At 69.3% G+C, this 23,026-nt stretch carries 10 protein-coding genes; 6 read left to right on the top strand and 4 right to left on the bottom strand.

Translation table 11 applies throughout. From position 1 onward, the window contains the following. Positions 1–12 precede the first annotated feature (12 nt). The 4 genes from ACOZHM_RS10355 to ACOZHM_RS10370 form a co-directional block, all read right to left on the bottom strand. On the bottom strand, positions 13–1,380 hold the full coding sequence (locus ACOZHM_RS10355; RefSeq protein WP_421569168.1) for a hypothetical protein: 1,368 nt from the start codon (positions 1,378–1,380) through the stop codon (positions 13–15). Positions 1,381–1,559: 179 nt separating this feature from the next. Further along, positions 1,560–2,378: a hypothetical protein gene (locus ACOZHM_RS10360; RefSeq protein WP_421569169.1), complete on the bottom strand. Its 819-nt coding sequence runs from the start codon at positions 2,376–2,378 to the stop codon at positions 1,560–1,562. Between the two features lie 77 nt (positions 2,379–2,455). Then, positions 2,456–2,896: a hypothetical protein gene (locus ACOZHM_RS10365; protein ID WP_421569170.1), complete on the bottom strand. Its 441-nt coding sequence runs from the start codon at positions 2,894–2,896 to the stop codon at positions 2,456–2,458. A gap of 138 nt (positions 2,897–3,034) precedes the next feature. Beyond that, positions 3,035–5,137, bottom strand: coding sequence for a glycosyl hydrolase family 18 protein (locus tag ACOZHM_RS10370; RefSeq protein WP_421569171.1), 2,103 nt, complete (start codon positions 5,135–5,137; stop codon positions 3,035–3,037). Positions 5,138–5,451: 314 nt separating this feature from the next. Here ACOZHM_RS10370 and purL point away from each other — a divergent pair, with 314 nt between their 5' ends. The 6 genes from purL to gspG all read left to right on the top strand — a co-directional run bounded on the left by purL (position 5,452) and on the right by gspG (position 22,961). Continuing rightward, a complete protein-coding gene (purL, locus tag ACOZHM_RS10375; protein WP_421569172.1) occupies positions 5,452–9,336 on the top strand; it encodes a phosphoribosylformylglycinamidine synthase in 3,885 nt (1,294 codons plus the stop codon). A 460-nt stretch (positions 9,337–9,796) separates the two neighbouring features. Beyond that, on the top strand, positions 9,797–17,389 hold the full coding sequence (locus tag ACOZHM_RS10380) for an ESPR-type extended signal peptide-containing protein (protein WP_421569173.1): 7,593 nt from the start codon (positions 9,797–9,799) through the stop codon (positions 17,387–17,389). A gap of 127 nt (positions 17,390–17,516) precedes the next feature. Continuing rightward, on the top strand, positions 17,517–19,370 hold the full coding sequence (locus tag ACOZHM_RS10385; protein ID WP_421569174.1) for a S8 family peptidase: 1,854 nt from the start codon (positions 17,517–17,519) through the stop codon (positions 19,368–19,370). A 118-nt stretch (positions 19,371–19,488) separates the two neighbouring features. After that, the gene (gene gspE, locus ACOZHM_RS10390; protein ID WP_421569175.1) at positions 19,489–21,222 is read left to right on the top strand and encodes a type II secretion system ATPase GspE; all 1,734 of its coding nucleotides are present in this window, start codon (positions 19,489–19,491) and stop codon (positions 21,220–21,222) included. A gap of 40 nt (positions 21,223–21,262) precedes the next feature. After that, positions 21,263–22,483 (top strand): type II secretion system protein XpsF, encoded by a 1,221-nt coding sequence (gene xpsF, locus ACOZHM_RS10395; RefSeq protein WP_421569176.1) that lies wholly within the window; start codon positions 21,263–21,265, stop codon positions 22,481–22,483. A gap of 43 nt (positions 22,484–22,526) precedes the next feature. Beyond that, positions 22,527–22,961, top strand: a complete 435-nt coding sequence (gene gspG / locus ACOZHM_RS10400) for a type II secretion system major pseudopilin GspG (RefSeq protein WP_421569177.1) — start codon at positions 22,527–22,529, stop codon at positions 22,959–22,961. The last annotated feature ends 65 nt before the right edge of the window (positions 22,962–23,026 follow it).

Genomic DNA, 23,026 nt, shown 5'->3' on the forward strand with positions numbered 1-23,026 from the left:
GCCAAGCCAGGTTCACATGCCGCGTTGCAGGACGCGCGAATTCACTTTCCTCTGGAGTTCCTGGGCAAAGCGGTTCTGCAGTTCTTTGCTGATCGACTGGGGACCCGGTACCACAGACTTCGGTTTGATCAGCGCGTCGGTCCTGTCTGCGGCGTTGGGTTGAGGCTGGATGACCGCAGGTCGATGAGTGGCGATCGTGGTCTTTGCCGGTTTCTCACCAAGCTGTTCGCGACGCTTCTTCATCACCAGCGCGAGCTCGGCCTGCAGACTCTGCGCGGCGGCCTTGGCCGGGCTGATGCCATGGCGACCCGCGTCCGAAGCGGCGCGTTTTGCCGCAACTCCGGTTCGCTCCGTCCCGGTCCCAAACGTCTCCGTCGCGTTTTCGTCGAGCGACGTGCTCGTTGCGAAGGTGTGCCGCTTCAGTTCCGCGAACAGTCCGCCTGACGCGGCATGAACACGCCCAGGAGCGAGCGGGGGCAGCGGCGGAGGCGGGGGCGGGGGCGGAGCGGGAGCCGGCGTCGCCATCGCGGGCTGTGCGATCACCTTCGGCGCCGCCTTCTGGGCAGGCGGCGTAACGGTGGGCGTCACGACAGGCACGACTGCCTTCGGGGCGACGGGAATGGCCGGCGCTTTCCGGCGCATCGCGGTCCGGATCACGTCCTGGTGCTCAAGCACCCTGTCAGCTCTCGCGGCCAGCGTTGGCTTCCCGGTCGGCGCCGAGGGCGCCGCGATGCCGGCGGCTTTGCCCGTCAGCGTCGGTCTGGGGATCCGGAACGGTCCGGTAGGCATGTCGGAAGTGACGTACCGGTAGGGGCCTGGAAAGGTCCGGCCGTTGCCGGTTCCCTCCTGCACGTTGGCGAACGTTGCCGGCGACGTGGGGGCATCGACGGTGTCGGCGAGACCCGACAGGGCCGCAACGCCCGCAGGACTGGTTTTCCAATGATTATGCAGCCAGCCGCCCTGGGCATCGCCCTCGGCCGGCGTGCGGGTGATGCCTGCCGCACCCGTAGGGGCGGGGCGCCGCAAGGGCACGACGCGCGCCGCCTGCTGCGCCGGGGCGCTGCGCGGCGGCCGATCCAGCGTGTCACGCGGCGGCCGGTTTGCCTGCCGCGGTTCCAGTGCCGACGCCGTGCCCAGCGGTTGTATCGACACCGGCGTCAGCATCGCTTTCACCTCCGGCAGCGAGGGGCGGGTGCTTCCCGCAAGCCCGGAGTCAAAGGACGGAACGCGGAACTTGTTATCCGGGTTGATGGACCTGACGCTGAGCAGCTTGAGGGTGGCACGGTCGCTTTTCTGCTGCGCAAGCTTCTGCTGGGCGCGTTCGCTGCCGAAGGCGGCGGCGATACGGCGGAACGCGGTGGATATGCTGAGTGTGGTCATGAGTGTCCAAAGGCAATCTAAGGAGTGCCCGACCATTGTTGGTCCAATCCGAAGGCAGACTTTCACAAAACGCTCGCCCAACGGACGGTGGTGACGCAACCGTCCGTTACATCCGCTGCCGCTCTGAATCAATCCGGTTGCTGCACCAAGTGCTGCCGTCCGCGGGAGGATAAGGACGCTCAGAGATAGGTCTCTTCGCCCAAGCTGTTGAGCACGTCGAGCAGCTGTGCGTGAACCGCGTTGACCTCCCGCCCAGTCGTCGCACGTGCTTCGTGACCGAGGCGTTGGGCCTCGAATGCCGCGTCGGCGCTCTCGATATCCCTGTCCTCCTGGGCAAAGCGCAGTGAAAACGCTTCGATGTCCTCGTCGCTGTGCACCTCGTCGAAGTCACTGTCGACGTCGGAGTCGATCTCCTGGCTGGCGTACAGGTGATCCAGCGCGGCGCGCAGGTGCTCAGCCAAGGGTGCAGCCTGCTGGGCAGCGAAGGCGTGGTCGAATCGCGCGATGTCTGCGTCTTCATCCCGGAACCGCTCATCCATCGCGGCGAGCTCCTCGCGGGTGAACGTTTCGTGGAAGTCGCTCTCCGCCTCGACAGCGGACAGAGGGCCGAAGCGGTGATCGTCGAGAGCGGCACGCAGCTGTGCACTCATCGGCCGCGCATCGCTGCTGACCGACAGTGAACGCGACGCGTATCCGCTGCTGGTTGGGCTGGACGACACTGACGAAGCCGCCGGCGAAGAAGGCACGTAAGGTGGCGGTGCCGGTACCCGTGCCGCAGCCCATGGGCCGGTACCGACGGGTGCCTTCTGTTCGTTGGCACCGCGCTCGAACAGGCGGATCATGCTGGACACCCTGCCGGCCTGCAGTCGCGGGGCATTGGCGATGCTGTGCAGGCTGGAGTCCAGCGCGGTACGCAGGCCAGCGCGGCGGTTTGACGCCGCAGTCAGGGGTAACGCGCCGGTAGGCGCAAGGACGCGCGGCAGCTCGCGAATCGGCATGGTGTGCTCTCAATCAAGGGGAGTGCTGGAACCGCGCAGGATGCCTGCCGCAGCGCCATGCCGCTTTCAGTTTGCGCTCACGTGTTCCGCAGGCGCGGTGGAACCGGTGGTGGCTCACCGACCCGGCCGGCCATCCGGCGTTCCTCCCAGTCGAACCGTGCCTCGCACCACGCCCGTTCGGCCGGCGTCAGCTCATCATCATCAAAGTCGGAGCCCCAGCCGTCGTCGCTGTCGCTGTCCAGTGTGCCGTTCGTGGGCGCCGAGACCGTGCGGGACAGCTGCGGTGCGTTGCCGGCCGTTACCTGGCGGGTGTCATGGCACGTGCGTGGGAGCGGCAGGGGCGGTGCGGCCATGATCGAGCCGGATCCGCTGGAAGGCGCCGCATTGCGCAGGTGCCACAGTTGCGCGGTGATCGGTGCGCCCGGGGTGGCGTCGCTGTGGACGCGTTTCGTCGCCGTGGGCGGGTGGCCGAATGGTCGGGGTGCCGCCATGTCGGGGGCACGGGGTGGCGAGGGCATGGGCGCGGGCCGCAAAGAGGGAGTAGGCAGGATGCCCCTGCATCACGTGGTCCGCTTCCATGTTTCCCGCATCTGCCGGCGCACTGCCGTGACCGCATGCGCAACACCCGGGGCCAGGCGGCCCCGGGCGCGGGGCGCTTACTTCAAGCCGTTACTGACGGTGTTCACCAGGGTGCCCTGTGCGTCATCGCCACTGAACTCCCAGAAGAACGCGCCGCCCAGGCCCTGGGCCTTCACGTAACCCATCTTCTCGGTCACCATCGCCGGCGTATCGAAGCTCCAGAACGTGGTGCCGTTGTAGCTCCAGGTGGCCCGCGCGCTGCTGTCGGTGAAGATCGGATGGTTGAGGTTCTTCAGTACCTTCCAGTCTTCGATGCCGGCCTCGTAGGTGCCTGCCGCGGCGCTGCCGCTCTGGTACAGGCCGTTGTTGACGTTGGGCACGTTGGTCCAGCCACGGCCGTAGAAGCCGATGCCCAGGTTGAGCTTGCTGGCCGGCACGCCACGGGCGATGAACGCTTCCATCGCATCGTTGCTGTTGTACAGCTTCGTATCACCGGTGGACGGGTCGGCCGGCGAGTTGAACAGCGCCGAGTGGTGTCCGGTGATCGGGTCGAAGGCGCCGTGGAAGTCGTACGTCATCACGTTGATGAAATCCAGGTAGCCGTGATACGCCGCCGGGTCGGTCACGCGGATCTTGTCGATGCCCGCGCCTACCGCCACGGTCAGCAACAGGCCCGGGCGCACCGCATCGAGCTGGCGGCGGAACTCGGCCAGCAGCGCGGTGTAGTTGGCGTTGTCGGCCGCGGTACCGCAGCTCAGCCCGCAGGCCACCGGGTACTCCCAGTCGATGTCGATGCCATCGAACACGCCCGCAGCCGCGCCCGCGCCACCGGCACCGTCGGTCACCGGCAGGTTGCCCTTGATGTAGGCGTCGACGCACGAGGCCACGAAGGCCTGGCGGTTGGCCGGCTGTGCCGCGCTGGAGAAGCCGCGCGACCAGGTCCAACCACCCAGCGAGATCAGCACCTTCACGTTCGGGTGCTTGGCCTTGAGCTGCTTGAGCTGGTTCCAGTTGCCGCGCAGCGGCTGGTCCCAGGTGTCGGCGCTGCCGCTCACGCTTTCGCCGGCCTGGAAGGCCTTGGTGTAATCGGCGAACGCGTCGCCGCCCACCCCGGTGTTCGGGTCGGATGCCTGGGTGATGCCCACTTCGCAGCGGTTGTTGCGCACGTTGCCGAAGGCGTAGTTGATGTGGGTCAGCTTGGCCGCCGAACCACTGGTGTCGATGTTCTTGACCCGGTAATTGCGCCCGTAGATGCCCCACTGGGTGAAGTAGCCGATGACCCGCTTGTTGCCGCCGCTGCCGCCGCCCGCTGCGGTGGTCACGCTGATCGACGCGCTCTGCGCCGAGGCATTGCCGGCGTTGTCGCGGGCACGCACGGTGTAGGTGTAGGCGGTGCTGGCGGCGAGCCCGCCGTCGGTGTACGTGGTGGCGCTGGGCGAACCGACCAGGCTGCCGTTGCGGTACACGTCGTAGCCGGCCACGCCGCTGCCGCCGCTGTTGTCGCTGGCCGCGGTCCAGGCCAGGCTCACGGTGCTGGCGGTTTTCGACGGCGAGGCCAGGCCGCCGGGCACGCTGGGCGGGGTGGTGTCATTGCTGGCCGCGTTGACGGTCACGCTGACGGTGGCCGACGAGGTCACCGCGTTGTTGTTGTCGGTGGCCACCGCCTTGAAGGTGTGGGTGCCGGCGGCGGCGTTGGCCCAGGCGACGCTGTAGGGCGCGCTGGTGTCGATGCCCAGCGAGGTGCCGCCGCGGAAGAATTCGACCTTGCTCACCGTGCCGTCGGCGTCGCTGGCGTTGGCGCTGACGGTGATGGTGCTGCCGGCGGCGAAGCTGGCGCCATTGGCCGGCGAGGTGAGGCTGACGCTGGGCGCCTGGTTGCTGCCGCCGCTGTCGCAGGCGCCGAGGTTGGTGTAGTACGGCGCGCCGGCCGGGTGGTCGGGCGGGGCGTTCCAGATGTCCTGGTTGGCCCGGTACAGCACGCCGCCCTTCTGCAGGGTGGAGCCGGACAGGTAGATCACGTTGCCGTTCCACTCCGGCACGCCGGTACAGCTGGCGGCCTGGGCCAGGCCAGGGGCGAGGGTCGCCGAGGCCAGGGCCGCGGCCAGCAGCCAACGGCGGTGCCGGGAAGGGGAACGGGGAGATAACGATGTCACCGTACTGCGCGCAATCGGGTCAGCCATGGTCGTACTCCGATCAGGTGATGGGCGCTGGGCGGCAGGGTGTCGGCCAGCGTTGCAGCAGGTCCGGGGCCGGTGAGAGAGGCCGGCAACAGCACAGGGGGCGGACGCAGGGCCCGCCTGGCAGGGCGCCCGGCGGGTAGTGGCAACGTTGTCATGGTTTTCCCGGCCAATCCGTGCGCCAGCGCAAGGTTCGGGGCGCCGGCGGTTTCGGATGGCCCCGCGGCAGGCGGGCCGGAACCGACCCGGGCAGCGACCACCGGCCGGCAGGGACCGGTACAATAGTGGGCCCCGTCTCCAACCACGGTTCCCCGGACATGATGGTCCTCGAGGGCGCATCCGCCCTTTCGCCGTTCCGCCGCGAACGTCTTGAATCCCGCCTGCAGTCCCTGGCCGCCGACCTGCGCATCACCGGTGCCTGGCACGTCTACTTCATCCAGACCGAGGGCGAGGCCGCGCCGGACCCGGCGATCCTGAGCCGCATCCTGGAGGCCCAGCCCGCGCTGGCGCCGCAGGAGGCCGGCGCCATCTCCCGCTTCGTGGTGCCGCGGCTGGGCACGCTGTCGCCGTGGTCGAGCAAGGCCACCGAACTGGTGCGTGGCGCCGGGCAGCCGATCCGCCGGGTGGAACGCGGCCTGCGCATCGACCTGGCCGGCTGGCCGGTTGACGCCGCCGCCCGCGACGCGGTGATCCGCGCGCTGCACGACCCGATGACCCAGTCCGTGCTGGACGACGCGGCGCAGGCCCAGGCGCTGTTCACCGCGCCGGCCCGTGGCGAGCTGGAACGCGTGGCGCTGGATGACCTGGAGGCGGCCAACCGCCGCCTCGGCCTGGCCATGGCCCAGGACGAGATCGACTACCTGCGCCAGCGCTTCGGCGAACTGGGCCGCAAGCCGTCGGACGTGGAACTGATGATGTTCGCCCAGGCAAACTCCGAACATTGCCGGCACAAGATCTTCAACGCCAGCTGGACCATCGACGGCGCCGACCAGGCCAACTCGCTGTTCCGCATGATCAAGAACACCCACCAGCACACCCCGCAGCACACGTTGAGCGCCTACAGCGACAACGCGGCGGTAGTGGCCGGTTTCCCGGCCGCGCGTTACCGGCCCGACCCGGCCACGGGCGAATACCGCAGCGAAGCGGTGGTCAACTCGGCGTTCTGCATCAAGGTGGAAACCCATAACCACCCGACCGCGATCGCGCCGTTCCCGGGCGCCTCCACCGGCGCCGGCGGCGAGATCCGCGACGAGGGCGCCACCGGCCGCGGCGGCAAGCCCAAGGCCGGCCTGACCGGCTTCTCGGTCTCGCACCTGCGCATTCCCACCCTGCCGCAGCCGTGGGAGGCGCCGCGCGCGCTGAACCCGCGCATGGCGCCGGCGCTGGACATCATGCTGGAGGGCCCGCTCGGCGGCGCCGCCTTCAACAATGAGTTCGGCCGCCCCAACCTGCTGGGCTACTTCCGCAGCTTCGAGCTGCCGGAAGGCGAGGGCCTGACCCGCGCCTATGACAAGCCGATCATGCTGGCCGGCGGCCTCGGCGCGATCGATCAGGTCCAGGTCGAGAAGCTGAAGCTGCAGCCGGGCGATGCGGTCATCGTGCTCGGCGGCCCGGCCATGCTGATCGGCCTCGGCGGCGGTGCGGCCAGTTCGGTGGCCTCCGGCGAAAGCGCCGAAGACCTCGACTTCGCCAGCGTGCAGCGCGACAACCCGGAAATGGAGCGCCGCTGCCAGGAAGTGATCGACCGCTGCGTCGCGCTCGGCCTGAACAACCCGATCCGCTGGTTCCATGACGTCGGCGCTGGTGGCCTGTCCAACGCGATTCCCGAGCTGCTGCACGACTCCGGCGTGGGTGGCGTGATCGACCTGGGCAAGGTGCCCACCGACGACCCGTCGCTGTCGCCGATGCAGCTGTGGTGCAACGAATCGCAGGAGCGCTATGTGCTCGGCGTGCCGCAGGACCGCCTGGCCGAGTTCGCCGCGCTGTGCGCGCGTGAGCGTTGCCCGTTTGCCGCGGTCGGTGTGGCCACCGCCGAGGAACGCCTGGTGGTCGCCTATGGCGCAACCGTCGGCAACATCCCGGCCGATGCTCCGATTGACCTGCCGATGGACGTGCTGTTCGGCAAGGCGCCGAAGATGCACCGCGACACCGTGCACCCGCCGGCACCGCGCTGGCCGGCGCTGAAGACCAACGGGCTGGACCTGCACGAGGCCGGCCTGCGCGTGCTCGCGCACCCGTCGGTGGCGTCCAAGAACTTCCTGGTCACCATCGGCGACCGCAGCGTGGGCGGCCTGACCGCACGCGAACAGATGATCGGCCCGTGGCAGCTGCCGCTGGCCAACGTCGCCATCACCCTGGCCGGTTTCGATACCGTTGCCGGTGAGGCGATGGCGATCGGCGAGCGCACCCCGCTGGCCCTGCTGGATGCCGCCGCGTCGGCGCGCATGGCCGTCGGCGAGGCGATCACCAACCTGTGCGCCGCCCCGGTGGACGCGCTGGAGACGGTGAAGCTCTCCGCCAACTGGATGGCCGCGGCCGGCCACAACGGCGAAGACGCGCTGCTGTATGACGCGGTCCGCGCGGTGGGCATGGAACTGTGCCCGCAGCTGGACCTGAGCATTCCGGTCGGCAAGGATTCGCTGTCGATGCAGGCGCAGTGGCACGACAACGGCCAGGCGCACAAGTCGGTCTCGCCGGTGTCGCTGGTGATCTCGGCATTCGCGCCGGTGGCCGATGCCACCACGCAGCTGACCCCGCTGCTGGACCGCGACAGCGACAGCGAGCTGTGGCTGATCGGCCTTGGGGCCGGCAAGCAGCGCCTGGGCGGTTCGATCCTGGCCCAGGTGCACGCCGACCACAGCGCACTGCCGGCCTTCGCCGGCCCGGTGCCGGATCTGGATGACGCCCAGCGCCTGCGTGCCTTCTTCGAACTGATCCGCGACGCGCGTCAAGCCGGCCTGCTGCTGGCTTACCACGACCGCAGCGACGGCGGCGCGTTTGCCGCGCTGTGCGAAATGGCGTTCGCCTCGCGTCTCGGCCTGGACATCACGCTGGATGCCTGGGGTGACGATCCGTTCCGCAGCCTGTTCAACGAAGAACTGGGTGCGGTGGTGCAGATCGCCCGCGAAGACCGCGCCGCGTTCGCCGACCTGGTCGAGCGCCATGCGCTCACCGAATGCGCGCAGCGCATTGCCCGCCCGACCACCGCACCGGTGGTGCGGGTGTCGCTGCAGGGCGAGAGCCTGGTGGAGTGGCGCTGGGAAGCGCTGTTCGATGCCTGGTGGTCGGTCACCCACGCCATGCAGAAGCTGCGCGACAACCCGGACAACGCCGACCAGGAGCGTGCGATCGCACGCAACTTCAACGCGCCGGGCCTGAAGCCGAAGCTCAGCTTCGACCTCAGCGAAGACGTGGCGGCTCCTTTCATCAACACCGGCGCGCGTCCGCGCGTGGCGGTGCTGCGCGAGCAGGGCGTCAACGGCCAGATCGAGATGGCCAACATCTTCGAGCGCGCCGGTTTCAGCGCCTACGACGTGCACATGAGCGACCTGATCGCAGGCCGCGTGGACCTGTCCGACTTCACCGGCCTGGCGGCCTGTGGCGGCTTCAGCTACGGCGACGTGCTGGGTGCCGGTCGCGGCTGGGCCACCTCGGTGCTGGAGCGCAGCGCGCTGCGCGATGCCTTCGCCGCGTTCTTCGCGCGCCAGGACAGCTTCGCGCTGGGCGTGTGCAATGGCTGCCAGATGATGAGCCAGCTCAAGGACATCATTCCCGGTGCCGAGCACTGGCCGCAGTTCCGCCGCAACCGCAGCGAGCAGTTCGAGGCGCGCACCGCGTTGCTGGAAGTGGTGGAGTCGCCGTCGATCCTGCTGCGTGGCATGGCCGGTTCGCGCCTGCCGGTGGCGGTGGCACATGGTGAAGGCCAGGCCATCTTCGCCAGCGCCGTGGACCAGGCGGCAGCACGCGTGTCGCTGCGTTACGTCGATGGCGACGGCAACGTGGCCACGCAGTACCCGCTCAACCCGAACGGCTCGCCCGACGGCATCACCGGCCTGACCACCACCGACGGCCGCGTGACCATCATGATGCCGCACCCGGAGCGCACCCCGCGCGCGGTGAACCTGAGCTGGCGCCCGGCCGACTGGAACGGCGACTCGCCGTGGCTGCGCATGTTCCGCAACGCAAGAGTATGGTGCGGTTGAGTGAAAATTCACGACACGTGAGAGTGTCGTGAAAGCTGAGTGAAAAAAACCGCCGACCTGTTCGGCGGTTTTTTTTTGCGCGCGATCCAACTCCAGCGGAAGCAACGAGTTACAGCGCGTTACACGCGTGAAGTCGTGTGATGAAAATTGCTCACATCGATCTAACAAAAGACGTTGATGAATAGTCAAATGTGTGACGCGCCTCGCGTTCGAACAATTTCTCCTGTCAAAGTCTTGACGCAACCAAAACCGTGCGTTAACACTGATTGCTCATTTTGACAGCGTTCAGTTCTGCAGTAACCCCAAGGATGGCGAGTTCTCTGTTCGTTGATCGCGCCGTTAGCGCGCCATCCGGCACAACGCAGTAAATCAAGCGGAAAACGCCCCCAGGGGACGTTGGGCCACGCGGCCTGGCGTTGGCGTCGCTTTGCCTAAAACCAGCCAACCAGGAGTCGCATCGATGAATCGGATTTATCGCAAGGTCTGGAACAAAGCACTGGGGCAGATGGTCGTTGCCTCCGAACTGGCCAGCAGCCAGACCCCGGGCGTGGTCATCGATCAGCGACGATCTTCCGACACGCGTGGCGGTGCCGTGCTGTCGGCCGCCATCGCCTTGACGCTTGGATTGGGCATGACCGGGGCGGTCTCCGATGCGCATGCGCAGTCGGTGGAAGTGGGCGGCAATGCCAACTGCGTGGTGCTCAACAGCAACGTGATCGACAGCTGCGTGGTGGACGGCAACGCGACCGCATCGGGCGCGAACGCCGTGGCGATCGGCAGCAACAGCACCGCCTCGGCGGCCAACAGCGTGGCGCTCGGCGCCGGCTCGCGTGCCGCACGCGCCAACACGGTGTCGGTCGGCGATGCCGGCAAGGAACGCCAGGTGACCAACGTCGCCGCCGGCACCGCTGCCACCGATGCGGTGAACAAGGCGCAGCTCGACACCGTGGCCGCCACCGCCGCCAGCGCGACGCGCTACTTCAAGGCGGACGGTGCGAACAACAACAGCGACGCGGCACGCATCGACGGTGAAGGCGCGCTCGCCGCCGGCGCGGGTGCCAATGCCGATGGTGACGGCGCCAGCGCACTGGGCCACAACAGCCAGGCGCTGGCCAACGCGACCACGGCGGTCGGCAGCGATGCCATTGCCGCCGGCCTGGGCGGCAGCGCCTTTGGCCAGAACAGCCTGGCGATCGGTGACGCCACCGTCGCGGTGGGCCAGAGCGCGGTGGCGCTCGGGCTCGGCGACGTGGCGCTCGGCGCCTCCGCATTCGCCGCCAGCGAAAATGGCGCGGCGACCGCAATCGGCGGCCTGGCCGAAGCCAGCGCCGATGGCGCCACGGCCATCGGCGGCGGCGCACTCGCGATCGGTGCGGGCAGCACCTCGCTCGGCCGTGGTGCCGGCAGCGGCGGTGAAGCATCCATCGCAGTGGGTGCCTTCAGCACCGCAGTGGCCGATTTCAGCGCGGCACTGGGCTCCAATTCCGCCGCGGTGGCGGTGGGCAGCGTGGCGCTCGGCGCCGGCTCCTACGCCGATCGCGTCGACACCGTCTCGGTAGGCAACAACAACGGCCTGCAGCGGCAGATCACCAACGTCGCCGCCGGCACCGAAGCCGGTGATGCGGTGAACAAGGCCCAGCTGGATGAAGTGGGTGACGTCGCGCAGACCACGAGCAAGTACTTCCAGGCCAGCGGCAGCGCGGACAGCGACGCTGGTGCGTTCGTGGACGGCGACAACGCCACCGCCATCGGCGAAGCCAGCAACGCGCTCGGCAACGGCGCAACCGCGCTGGGCAGCGGCGCCACCGCGGTGGCGCAGAACGCCACGGCGGTGGGCTACAACGCGCTGGCCAGCGGCCAGAACAGCGCCGCGTTCGGCACCAATGCGCAGGCCAATGGCCCGGGCAGTGTCGCGGTCGGCGGCGCCGCCGTCGACGAAGACGGCAACCCGCTGATCACCAACGGCGGCGTGCCGGTCGACACCGGCGCCACCAGCGCCGGCGTGGGCGGCACCGCCGTCGGCGCAAGCGCTGAAGCGTCCGGCTTCGCCGCCTCTTCGTATGGCGTAGGTGCGTATGCGGCCGGCGCACAGTCCTCCGCGTTCGGTGCGGTGGCCAATGCCACCGGCGACTACGCCACCGCCGTCGGCACGCAGAGCGTGGCCGCCGGCACCAGCAGCACCGCCATCGGCGGTCCGGCCGACCTGATTCCGGGCCTGGGCTTCTTCGTGCAGACCCAGGCCAGTGGCGAAGCCGCCACCGCGGTGGGCGCCGGCGCCATCGCCAGCGGCGACTACGCCGTGGCCAACGGCACGCTGAGCGAAGCCTCCGGCACCGAAGCCACCGCGCTGGGCTACTTCGCCTACGCACCCGGCGAAGGCGCGTCCGCACTCGGTGCGGAAAGCTGGGCCAGTGGTGACCTGAGCACCGCGGTGGGCTTCTACAGCACCGCACGCGGCGCCAACAGCGTTGCACTCGGCGCCAACTCGACGGCGGTGCGCGACAACACGGTGTCGGTCGGCGATGTCGGCAACGAACGTCAGATCACCCACGTGGCGGCCGGCAGCGAAGCCACCGACGCGGTGAACAAGGCACAGCTGGACGCCGTCGCGCAGACCGCCGACGGCACCGCGTACCGCTTCAAGGCCAACGATTCGCAGGACAGCGACGTGGGCGCCTTCGCCGATGGCGACGGTGCGGTCGCGGCCGGTGAGGCCAGCAATGCCATCGGCGCCGGTGCGGTCGCCGTGGGCAACGGCGCTTCTGCGGTGGGCGACGACACCGTCGCGGTCGGCCATAACGTGGCCGCCGGCGGTACCGGCAGCGTCGCCATCGGCGGCGTCGGCCAGGCGTACGACCAGTACAACTCACCGATCGTGGATGCCGACGGCAACGCGGTGACAGTGGGCACTACCGCCGCACAGGACGCCGTTGCGGTGGGCGCAGGTGCACAGGCCACCGGCGCACTGAGCAATGCCTTCGGTAGCGGGGCACAGGCCACGGGCGACAACAGCCTGGCGCAGGGCTACAAGTCACGCGCCACCGGCGAGTACAGCGTGGCGCAGGGCGACAACGCGTTCGCCAGCGGCAGCGAGAGCACCGCCACCGGCGCGTATGCGTGGGCCACCAGCGATGGCGCCACCGCCTTCGGCTCCAGCGCCTGGGCCACCGACGCCAACGCCACCGCCGTGGGCTATGCGGCGTGGGCCGATGGCAGCGGCGCCACCTCGGTGGGCTACAACAGCTGGGCGCGTGGCAACAGCTCCACCGCGCTCGGCCGCGGGGCGTTCGGCTACGGCGACAACAGCGTCGCGGTGGGCTACCAGGCGCTCGGCAACAGCATCAACACCATCGCCATCGGCACCAATGTGGTGGCCGGCGGTGAGAGCGCGGTGGGTATCGGCGCAGGCAGCAACGCAAGTGCATCCAACGCAGTTGCGCTCGGCGCCGGCGCGCGCGCCGATCGTGCGTACACCGTCTCGGTGGGCAACGACGACCAGCAGCGTCAGATCACCCAGGTGGCGGCGGGTACCGAAGGCACCGATGCGGTGAACGTGGATCAGCTCACCGCGGCCACCGACAAGTTCCAGGCCACGGGTGATGGCGTTGCGGTTGCCGGTGGCGAGGACAGCGTGGCCGCCGGATCCAACGCCGCCACCGATGGCGACTACGCCACGGCGATCGGTTCCAGCAGCTTCGCCAGCGGCACCGGTGCCTCTGCCGTGGGCAGCGGTGCATTCGCCCTGGGTGATGCCGCCACGGCAGTCGGCCTCAACGCATTGGCCAGTGCAGGCAGCGCCACGGCAACGGGCGCGGATGCGCAGGCGACGGCCGAATACGCCACCGCCAGCGGTGCCGAAAGCCTGGCCTCGGGCGAACAGAGCACCGCCACCGGCGCGGCCAGCGTCGCCTCGGGCGCGGGCAGCCTGGCCGGCGGTGCGTTGTCCGAAGCCGCGGGTGAGGAATCGGTGGCGCTGGGTTACTACAGCACCGCCAGCGGCACGGGCGCGACCGCGGTCGGCGCCGAAAGCGTGGTCACCGGCACCTTGTCGGCCGGCTATGGCTTCGCCTCTGAAGCCACCGCCGGTTACACCACCGCGATCGGCGGCTACGCCGCTGCCACGGCCTTCAACGCTACGGCATTGGGCAGCTTCGCCCAGGCCACCGGCTCGAACAGCGTCGCGCTGGGTGGCGACGCCGAAGCCAGTGGCGCGTACAGCACCGCCACCGGCCAGGGCAGCCTGGCCAGCGGCACCAACAGTGTGGCCATCGGCGGCGCGTTGTTCGGCCTGCTGCCGACCGAAGCGTCGGGCAACTACTCCACCGCCGTGGGCGGTGGCGCCTGGTCGCCGGGCCTGAACAGCACCGCCTTGGGCAATGCCGCCACCTCCTCGGGGGTGAACAGCGTGGCGCTGGGTGCGGACTCGATTGCCGACCGCGACGACAGCGTGTCGGTGGGCAGTGCCGGCAGCGAGCGGCAGATCACCAACGTCGCCGCCGGTACCGACGGCACCGATGCGGTCAACGTGAACCAGCTCAACGCGGTTGCTGAAACGGCGGCCACCACCAGCAAGTACTTCCAGGCCAGCGGCAGCGATGCCAGCGACGCAGGCGCGTATGTGGAAGGCGACAACGCACTGGCGGCCGGCGAAGCATCCAACGCGATCGGCGATGGCGCCAGCGCGCTGGGCAGTGGTGCGAATGCATTGGCCAACAACGCCACGGCGATTGGTTTCAACGCACTGGCCACCGGCGAAGGCGCAGCGGCACTGGGCAGCGACGCCCAAGCCACCGGCGAAAACAGCGTGGCGGTCGGCACGGGCGCGGCGGCCAGCGAGATCGGCGCCAGCGCCATCGGCAACGGCGCGCAGGCCTCGGGTGCGTACAGCACCGCCAATGGCAGCGAGGCCATCGCGTCGGGCCAGCAGGCCACCGCGAACGGCTTCCGTTCCAGCGCGTCCGAAGCCGGTGCATCGGCCTTCGGCGGCTACAGCGAAGCGACCGGCGAGTTGTCGTCGGCACTGGGCTACGGCGCAGTGGCCTCCAATGCCTATGCCACGGCAGTCGGTGCGGCAGCCACCGCGTCCGGCGCCAGTTCGGTGGCGGTGGGTGAGTTCAGCGAGGCCACCGGCGATGAAAGCGTCGCCATCGGCGGCAGCACGTTCTTCGGTTTCATCCCGGCACGCGCATCGGGTACCGGTGCATCGGCCTTCGGTGCCGGTGCCTGGGCGACCGACGACTACGCCACCGCGATCGGCTGGAATTCGTGGGCCGATGCGGCCAGCGCCACCGCGCTGGGTGAGAGCGCCACCGCCACCGGCGTGAACAGCGTGGCGTTGGGTGCCGGTTCCAGTGCGGACCGCGACAACAGCGTCTCGGTCGGTACCGCCACCACGCAGCGCCAGATCACCAACGTGGCGGCGGGTACCGAAGGCACCGACGCGGTCAACCTCGACCAGCTCAGCGCCGTGGCCGATACCGCCGAGGAAACCAACCGCTACTTCAAGGCGTCCGGCAGCGGCAACGGCGACGACGTGGGCAGCTACGTCGACGGCACCTACGCCACGGCAGCGGGCGAGGCGTCCAACGCCTTCGGCACCGGCGCATCGGCCTACGGCAGCGGTTCGCTCGCGTCGGGCCGCTACGCCTCGGCGTCCGGCTACAACGCGTCGGCCACTGCCGATTCGGCCACCGCCATCGGTGGCGCGCTGTACTACGAAGATGCCAACGGCAACGTGCTGCTCGACAAGGCCACCAGTGCCAGCGGTACCGGCGCCACCGCACTGGGTGCCGGTGCACAGGCCAGCGGCGCGTTCAGCACCGCCAGCGGTGCGGGCGCGACCTCGGCGGGTGGACAGTCGTCGGCCTTCGGCTACAGCGCCGAAGCCGGTAGCGACTACAGCACCGCCGTGGGCGCGTTCAGTGCCGCCAGCGGCGTGCGCACCACCGCGCTCGGCTACGGTGCCGAGGCCAGCGGCGATTACGCCTCTGCGTTCGGCTGGGGCAGCACCGCGTCCGGCGCGTATGGCATCGCCATCGGCAACAGCGCGCAGGCCAGCGGGGCCAACAGCTTCGCCGGCGGCGCCAGCGCCTGGGCCACCGCAGCGCAGACCACGGCGGTGGGCCAGTTGGCCTGGGCGACCTCGGCCGGCTCCACCGCCATCGGCCAGGACAGCTACGCCTACAGCGGCATCAACGCCACCGCGCTCGGCAAGAGCGCCTGGGCCAACGGCACCGGCAGCGTGGCACTGGGCGCAGGCTCGCGTGCCACCGAAGCCAACGTGGTGTCGGTAGGTGGCGGCAATGGCACCACCGGTCCGGCCACGCGCCGCATCACCAACGTCGGCGCGGCAGTGAATGCCAACGACGCGGTGAACAAGGCGCAGCTGGACAGCGTGGCGGCGACCGCCGACCAGGTCGGCCAGCGCTTCAAGGCCAGCGGCAGCGGTGTAGCCACGGCCAGCGGCACCGATGCGCTGGCGGCCGGTTCCGGCGCCACCGCCAGCGGCACCCGCAGCAGCGCACTGGGTACCGCGGCAACCGCCTCGGCGACCGGTGCCACCGCCGTCGGCGCCGATGCGTCGGCACGCGGCGACAACAGCACCGTGGTTGGCCGCCTGGCCTCGACCAACGCCACCAACGGTGTGGCGGTCGGCAACGGCGCCTTCGTCAGCAACGGTGCCAACGGCATCGCCATCGGCGCCAGCGCCGGTGCGTCCGGCGCCAACTCGGTGGCGCTGGGTGCGGGTTCGCGTGCGGTGGAAGCCAATGTGGTCTCGGTCGGTGGCGGCAACGGCACCGATTCGCCGGCCACCCGCCGCATCGTCAACGTCGCCGCCGGTCGCATCGCCGCCGGCAGCACCGACGCGGTCACCGGCGGCCAGCTCAACACCACCAACCAGCGCGTCGGCGCGGTGGAAACCCGCGTGGGTGACATCGACGACCGCATCGGTTCGGTGGAGAGCGTCACCGCCAATGCGGTGAGCTACGACGACAGCAGCCGCGACAAGCTCACGCTGTCCGGCCTGCAGGGCACCACCCTGGACAACGTCGCCACCGGTTCGATCGCCAGCGGCAGCCGCCAGGCCATCAACGGCGGCCAGCTGTTCCAGGCGCTGACCGACACCGCCAGCTTCCTGGGCGGTGGCGCCAGCGTGGGCATGCAGGGCGTGTTCGTCGCACCGAACTACGTGATCCAGGGCAGCACGTACAACAACGTAGGCGATGCACTGGGCGCGCTCGACCGCAAGGTCACCGACCTCGACCAGCGCGTGGCCAGCGGCAGCGGCAGCACGGCGCGGGCACGGACGGCGGCGGTCTCCACCGCCAGCGTCGCGGCCGCACCGGACGCGGCCGACACCGCCGCGACCCCGGCCGCCAGCAGCGTTGCATCGGCCAGCGTGGCCAGCGCCGCCCCGGTGGTGCAGGGCACGCCGACCGCCGCCAGTGTCGGCACCGCGCAGCCGGTGGCTGCGGTGGCGCCGGTCACCTCGGTGGCGATGGGCGATGGCGCCGTGGCCAGTGGCGCCTCGGCCACCGCGATCGGGCAGGGGGCCAGCGCCACGGCCGCCAACTCGGTTGCGCTCGGCCAGGGCTCGGTCGCCAACCGCGCCGACACGGTGTCGGTGGGTGCCGCAGGTGCCGAACGCCAGGTCACCAATGTCGCCGCCGGCAGCGCCGCGACCGACGCGGTCAACAAGGGCCAGCTGGACGGTGGCATCGCCACCGCCAACAGCTACACCGACCAGCGCTACAGCGCGATGGCCGATACGTTCGACATCTACAAGGGCGAGATCGACGAGCGCCTGCGTCACCAGGACCGTCGCATCGACCGCCAGGGTGCGATGAACGCGGCCATGCTCAACATGGCCACCAGTGCCGCCGGCATCCGCACGCAGAACCGCGTCGGCGTCGGCGTCGGCTTCCAGAGCGGCGAATCGGCATTGTCGCTGGGGTATCAGCGCGCCATCAGCGAGCGCGCCACCGTCACTGTCGGCGGTGCGTTCAGCAGCGATGACAGCTCGGTGGGCGTGGGTGCCGGCTTCGGCTGGTAACCCACGGATGCAATGCAAGGCCTGAGGGGGCGGGTCACGGAAACCCTGGCCAGGGCCGGCCGGGGTTTCCGCATGGAGTGTTGGCCTGAACAGTCGTTTGATCCATGACCTTGAAGAGGAATACACCGTGACCAAGAAGCAGAACCTTCGCATCAATGTGCTGGCAGCCGCCGTGCTGTCGTTGTCCGTGGGCGCCAGCGCCTATGCCGCCGGTTTGCCGGTCAAGGAGCCCGCGCAACAGGCCAGCACCGCCCAACAGGGTTCCGAACGCATCATCGTCAAGTACCGCACCGGCACCGCCGCCGCCACCGATCGCTCGGCCAAGCTGGCCGCGGTGACCTCGGCCGTGTCGCGTGCGAGCCTGGGCACCACGGCGTCGCGCGCGGCGGCCGCCAGCCCGCAGCACCTGCGCCGCCTCGGCACCGGTGCCGACGTGATCCGCCTGCAGGGCAAGCTCAGCCAGGTTGAACTGCAGAAAGTCCTGAAGGAAATCCAGGCCGATCCGTCGGTCCAGTACGCGGAAGCCGACGTCAAGCTGCAGCGCACCGATGTGCGCGCCAAGGAAACCCCGCAGCTGGTGCCGAACGACCCGCTGTACGCGCAGTACCAGTGGCACCTGAGCAGCGCCACCGGCGGCGTCAACGCACCGGCCGCGTGGGACGTGGCGCAGGGCGAGGGCGTGGTGGTCGCGGTGCTCGACACCGGCATCCTGCCCGGGCACCCGGACTTCGCCGCCGGCACCCTGCTGCAGGGCTATGACTTCATCAGCGACGCCGAGACCTCGCGCCGTCCCACCGATGCCCGCGTACCCGGTGCACTCGATTACGGTGATTGGGTTGAAAACGACAACGAGTGCTACAGCGGCTCGCTGGCCGAAGACAGCTCCTGGCACGGCACCCACGTCTCCGGCACGATTGCCGAAGCGACCAACAACGGCGTCGGCATGGCCGGCGTAGCCTACAAGGCCAAGGTGCTGCCGGTCCGCGTGCTCGGCAAGTGCGGCGGCTACCTGTCCGATATCGCCGATGCGATCACCTGGGCATCCGGTGGCACCGTCGCCGGCGTTCCGGCCAATGCGAACCCGGCCGAAGTGATCAACATGAGCCTGGGTGGCAGTGGCGCGTGCGACGCGGCCTACCAGGATGCGATCAACGGCGCGGTGTCGCGTGGCACCACCGTGGTGGTGGCGGCCGGCAACTCGGCCGGCAACGCGGCCAACTTCCGCCCGGCCAGCTGCGCCAACGTGGTTGCCGTGGGTGCCACCCGCATCACCGGTGGCATCGCCTATTACTCCAACTTCGGCGCGGCGGTGGATCTGTCCGGTCCGGGCGGTGGTGGCAGCGTCGACGGCAACCCGGGCGGCTACGTCTGGCAGGCCGGCTACAACGGTTTGACCACGCCGACCTCCGGTGCCTACAGCTACATGGGCATGGGCGGCACTTCGATGGCCTCGCCGCACGTGGCCGGCGTGGCCGCGCTGGTGCAGGGTGCACTGGCCTCGGCCGGCAAGGACCCGCTGACCCCGGCACAGCTGGAAGCCCTGCTCAAGCAGACCGCGCGTACCTTCCCGGTGACCATCCCGGCGGCCACCCCGATCGGCACCGGCATCGTCGACGCCAAGGCCGCACTGGCCAAGGCCCTGGAAGAGCCGTGCACCGTGGACTGCGCCCCCGACGCGACCCCGCTCACCAACCGCGTGGCGGTGGGTGGCCTGAGCGGCGCCGGTGGCAATGAAGCGCTGTACAGCTTCGAGGCGACCGCCGGCAAGACGCTGAGCTTCCTCACCTACGGTGGCAGCGGCAACGTGTCGTTGTACGTCAAGGCCGGCGCCGAGCCGACCACAACGGACTTCGGCGCCAAGTCGGCGCGCCCGGGCAACAGCGAAACCGTGCGCTTCACCGCACCGGTGGCGGGCACGTACTACATCAAGCTGGTGGGTGAATCCGCCTATAGCGGCGTGAGCATCCAGGCCGTCCAGTAACGGTCTGGTCGTACCTGCGGGAGCCCGTCATGTGACGGGCTCCCGTTTTCAGACGGTGGCGACTGCATGTAGCACCACGGCGAACTGCTAAAGTCTCCGGGTCGCCAGGAGAGCTTTCGTGAATGCGGTAGCCCACCATCTTGCTGAAGAAGCCCCACTGGATGCGGAATCCCGCATCGTGGCGCTGTTGCTGCGCAACGGACGGTTGAAAGACGCCGACCTGGCGCGTGCACGCCCGCTGCAGCGCGAAGCCGGCGGCAGCCTGCTGCCGTTGCTGGTGCGGCTGGGCCTGGTGTCCGAACGCGACCATGCCCAGGCGTGCGCCGAGGTGCTGGCGTTGCCGTTGCTGGAAGGCAAGGCCGTGGCCGAGGCGCCCCCCGAATCCCTGCTGGATGCGCTGCCGCTGTCGCTGCGCTTCCTCAAACAATTCCATGCCTGCCCACTGGCGCTGCACGACGGCGTGCTCGACCTGTGGCTGAGCGATCCGCAGGAGCCCTATGCCGCCGATGCGGTACGGCTGGCGATGGCGGTGCCGCTGCGCCTGCACGTCGGCCTGCGATCGGAGATCGATGACGTCATCGAGCGCTGGTTCGGCCAGGGCCGCAGCGCGATGGGCGCGATCATCGAAACCGCCGACGGCGAAGGCAGCGTGGTCGACGACATCGAACACCTGCGCGACCTGGCCTCCGAAGCGCCGGTGATCCGCCTGGTCAACCTGGTCATCCAGCGTGCGGTGGAACTGCGCGCGTCGGACATCCACATCGAGCCGTTCGAAAACCGGCTCAAGGTGCGTTACCGCGTCGACGGCGTGCTGATCGAAGGCGAGAGCCCGCCGGTCAACCTCACCGCCGCGGTGATCAGCCGCATCAAGATCATGGCGCGGCTGAACATCGCCGAGCGCCGGCTGCCGCAGGACGGCCGCATCATGCTGCGCGTGCAGGGCAAGGAGCTGGACCTGCGTGTGAGCAGCATGCCCACCGCGCACGGTGAAAGCGTGGTCATGCGCCTGCTTGACCGCGACACGGTGGTGTTCGACTTCCACCGCCTCGGCTTCACCGACACCTTCCTGCCGCAGTTCCGCAAGGTGCTGGAGCAGCCACACGGCATCCTGCTGGTCACCGGTCCCACCGGCTCGGGCAAGACCACCACGCTGTATACCGCGCTGAGCCAGCTCAACACCGCCGACGTCAAGATCATCACCGTCGAAGACCCGGTGGAGTACCAGATCGAGGGCATCAACCAGATCCAGGCCAAGCCACAGATCGGGCTGGATTTCGCCAACGCGCTGCGCAGCATCGTGCGCCAGGATCCGGACATCATCATGATCGGCGAAATGCGCGATCTGGAAACCGCGCGCATCGCGATCCAGTCGGCATTGACCGGCCACTTGGTGCTGTCCACCCTGCACACCAACAACGCCGCCGGCGGCATCACCCGCCTGCTCGACATGGGCGTGGAAGACTACCTGCTCACCTCCACCATCAACGGCATCCTGGCCCAGCGCCTGGTGCGCCGGCTGGAGCCGCAGCATGCGCTGCGCTATCCGGCATCGCCGGAGGAGATCGAAAAGTTCGGCCTGCGCCGGCTGCAGCCCGAGGGCGAGATCTTCCTGTACCGCGCGCAGCCGTCCGCGCTGGCGCCGACCGGCTACCTGGGGCGGACCACCATCATGGAGTTCCTGGTGATGAACGACGAACTGCGCCGCGCGGTGATGCGCCGCGCCGGCATGGGCGAAGTGGAGCAGATCGCGCGCGCCGCCGGCATGCGCACCATGTACGAAGATGGGCTGAGCAAGGCGCTGCTGGGCCACACCACCATCGAAGAAGTCTTGCGCGTGACGGAGGACAGCTGATGCGCGTCGCTCCGGCACCACCGCTGGCGGGCCGCTGAGCATGCCGCTGTACCGCTACAAGGCGCTCAACGCACACGGCGAACTGTTCGACGGCCAGATGGAGGCCGCCAGCGAAGCCGACGTGGCCGCGCGGCTGCAGGACCAGGGCAGCCTGCCGATGGAGGCGCGGCTGGCCAGCGAGGGCAGCAACGGGGGAACCTCGTGGACCGCGTTGCTGCGGCGCAAGCCGTTCGACGGCAACGCGCTGGTGCAGTTCACCCAGCAGCTGGCCACATTGCTGGGCGCGGGGCAGCCACTCGACCGCGCGCTGACCATCCTGCTGGAACTGCCCGAGGACGAGCGCAGCCGCCGGGTGATCACCGACATCCGCGACGTGGTGCGCGGTGGTGCGGCGCTGTCCACCGCGCTCGAACGCCAGCATGGCCTGTTCTCGCGGCTGTACATCAACATGGTGCGCGCCGGCGAGGCCGGTGGCAGCCTGCACGACACCCTGCAGCGGCTGGCCGATTACCTGGAGCGCAGCCGCGAGCTGAAGGGGAGGGTCATCAACGCGCTGATCTATCCGGCCATCCTGCTGGCCGTGGTCGGTGGCGCGCTGATGTTCCTGCTCGGCTATGTGGTGCCGCAGTTCGCGCTGATGTACGAGAGCCTGGACGTGGCGCTGCCGTGGTTCACCCAGTGGGTACTCGGCGCCGGGCTGCTGGTGCGCGAAGGCTGGCTGGGCATGATCGTGGTGCCTTCGCTGGCGCTGCTGGTGCTGGAGCGCAAGCTGCGCCAGCCCGCCTTCCGGCTGGCGATGGACGCCTGGCTGCTGCGCCGCAAGGGCATCGGCGGCCTGATCGCCAAGCTGGAGACCGCGCGGCTGGCGCGCACGCTGGGCACCCTGCTGCGCAATGGCGTGCCGCTGCTGGCCGGGCTGGGCATCGCGCGCAATGTGCTGGGCAACCGCGCGCTGGCCGCCGACGTCGATGCGGCCAGTGATGAGGTCAAGAACGGCAACGGCCTGTCCGCGTCGCTGGCACGCGGCAAGCGCTTCCCGCGGCTCGCGCTGCAGATGATCCAGGTCGGCGAGGAGTCCGGCGCGCTGGACACGATGCTGCTCAAGACCGCCGACACCTTCGAACAGGAAACCGCGCGCGCGATCGACCGCCTGCTGTCCGCGCTGGTGCCGGTGATCACCCTGGTGCTGGCCTCGGTGGTCGGCCTGGTGATCATCTCGGTGCTGGTACCGCTGTACGACCTGACCAATGCCATCGGCTGACCGCCGTGGCGCACGTCCTTCCGACATGTTGCAAGGAGCTTCCATGATCCACCGTCGCAAACACTATCGCCTGTCCTCGCCGCGCAACCAGTCGGGCATGAGCCTGCTGGAAATCATCATCGTCATCGTGCTGATCGGCGCGGTGCTTACCCTGGTCGGCAGCCGCGTGCTCGGCGGTGCCGATCGCGGCAAGGCCAACATCGCCAAGTCGCAGGTACAGACCATGGCCGGCAAGATCGAGAACTACCAGCTCGACACCGGCAAATTGCCCGCCAAGCTGGACGACCTGGTCACCCAGCCCGGCGGCAGCAGTGGCTGGCTGGGTCCGTATGCCAAGCCGGCCGAGCTCAACGATCCGTGGGGCAACGCACTCGAGTACCGCGCACCGGGCGAAGGCCAGCCGTTCGACCTGATCAGCCTGGGCAAGGACGGCAAGGTCGGTGGCAGCAGCTACGACGCGGACATCAAGTACGAGTAACCGCGCTTGCGCACCCACTTCGCGCCTTGCCGCACCCCGCCGCTTCGCGCCGTGTCGCGACGGCA

Origin of the sequence: Stenotrophomonas sp. PD6, from assembly GCF_049199305.1 — a bacterium.
GTDB lineage: Bacteria > Pseudomonadota > Gammaproteobacteria > Xanthomonadales > Xanthomonadaceae > Stenotrophomonas.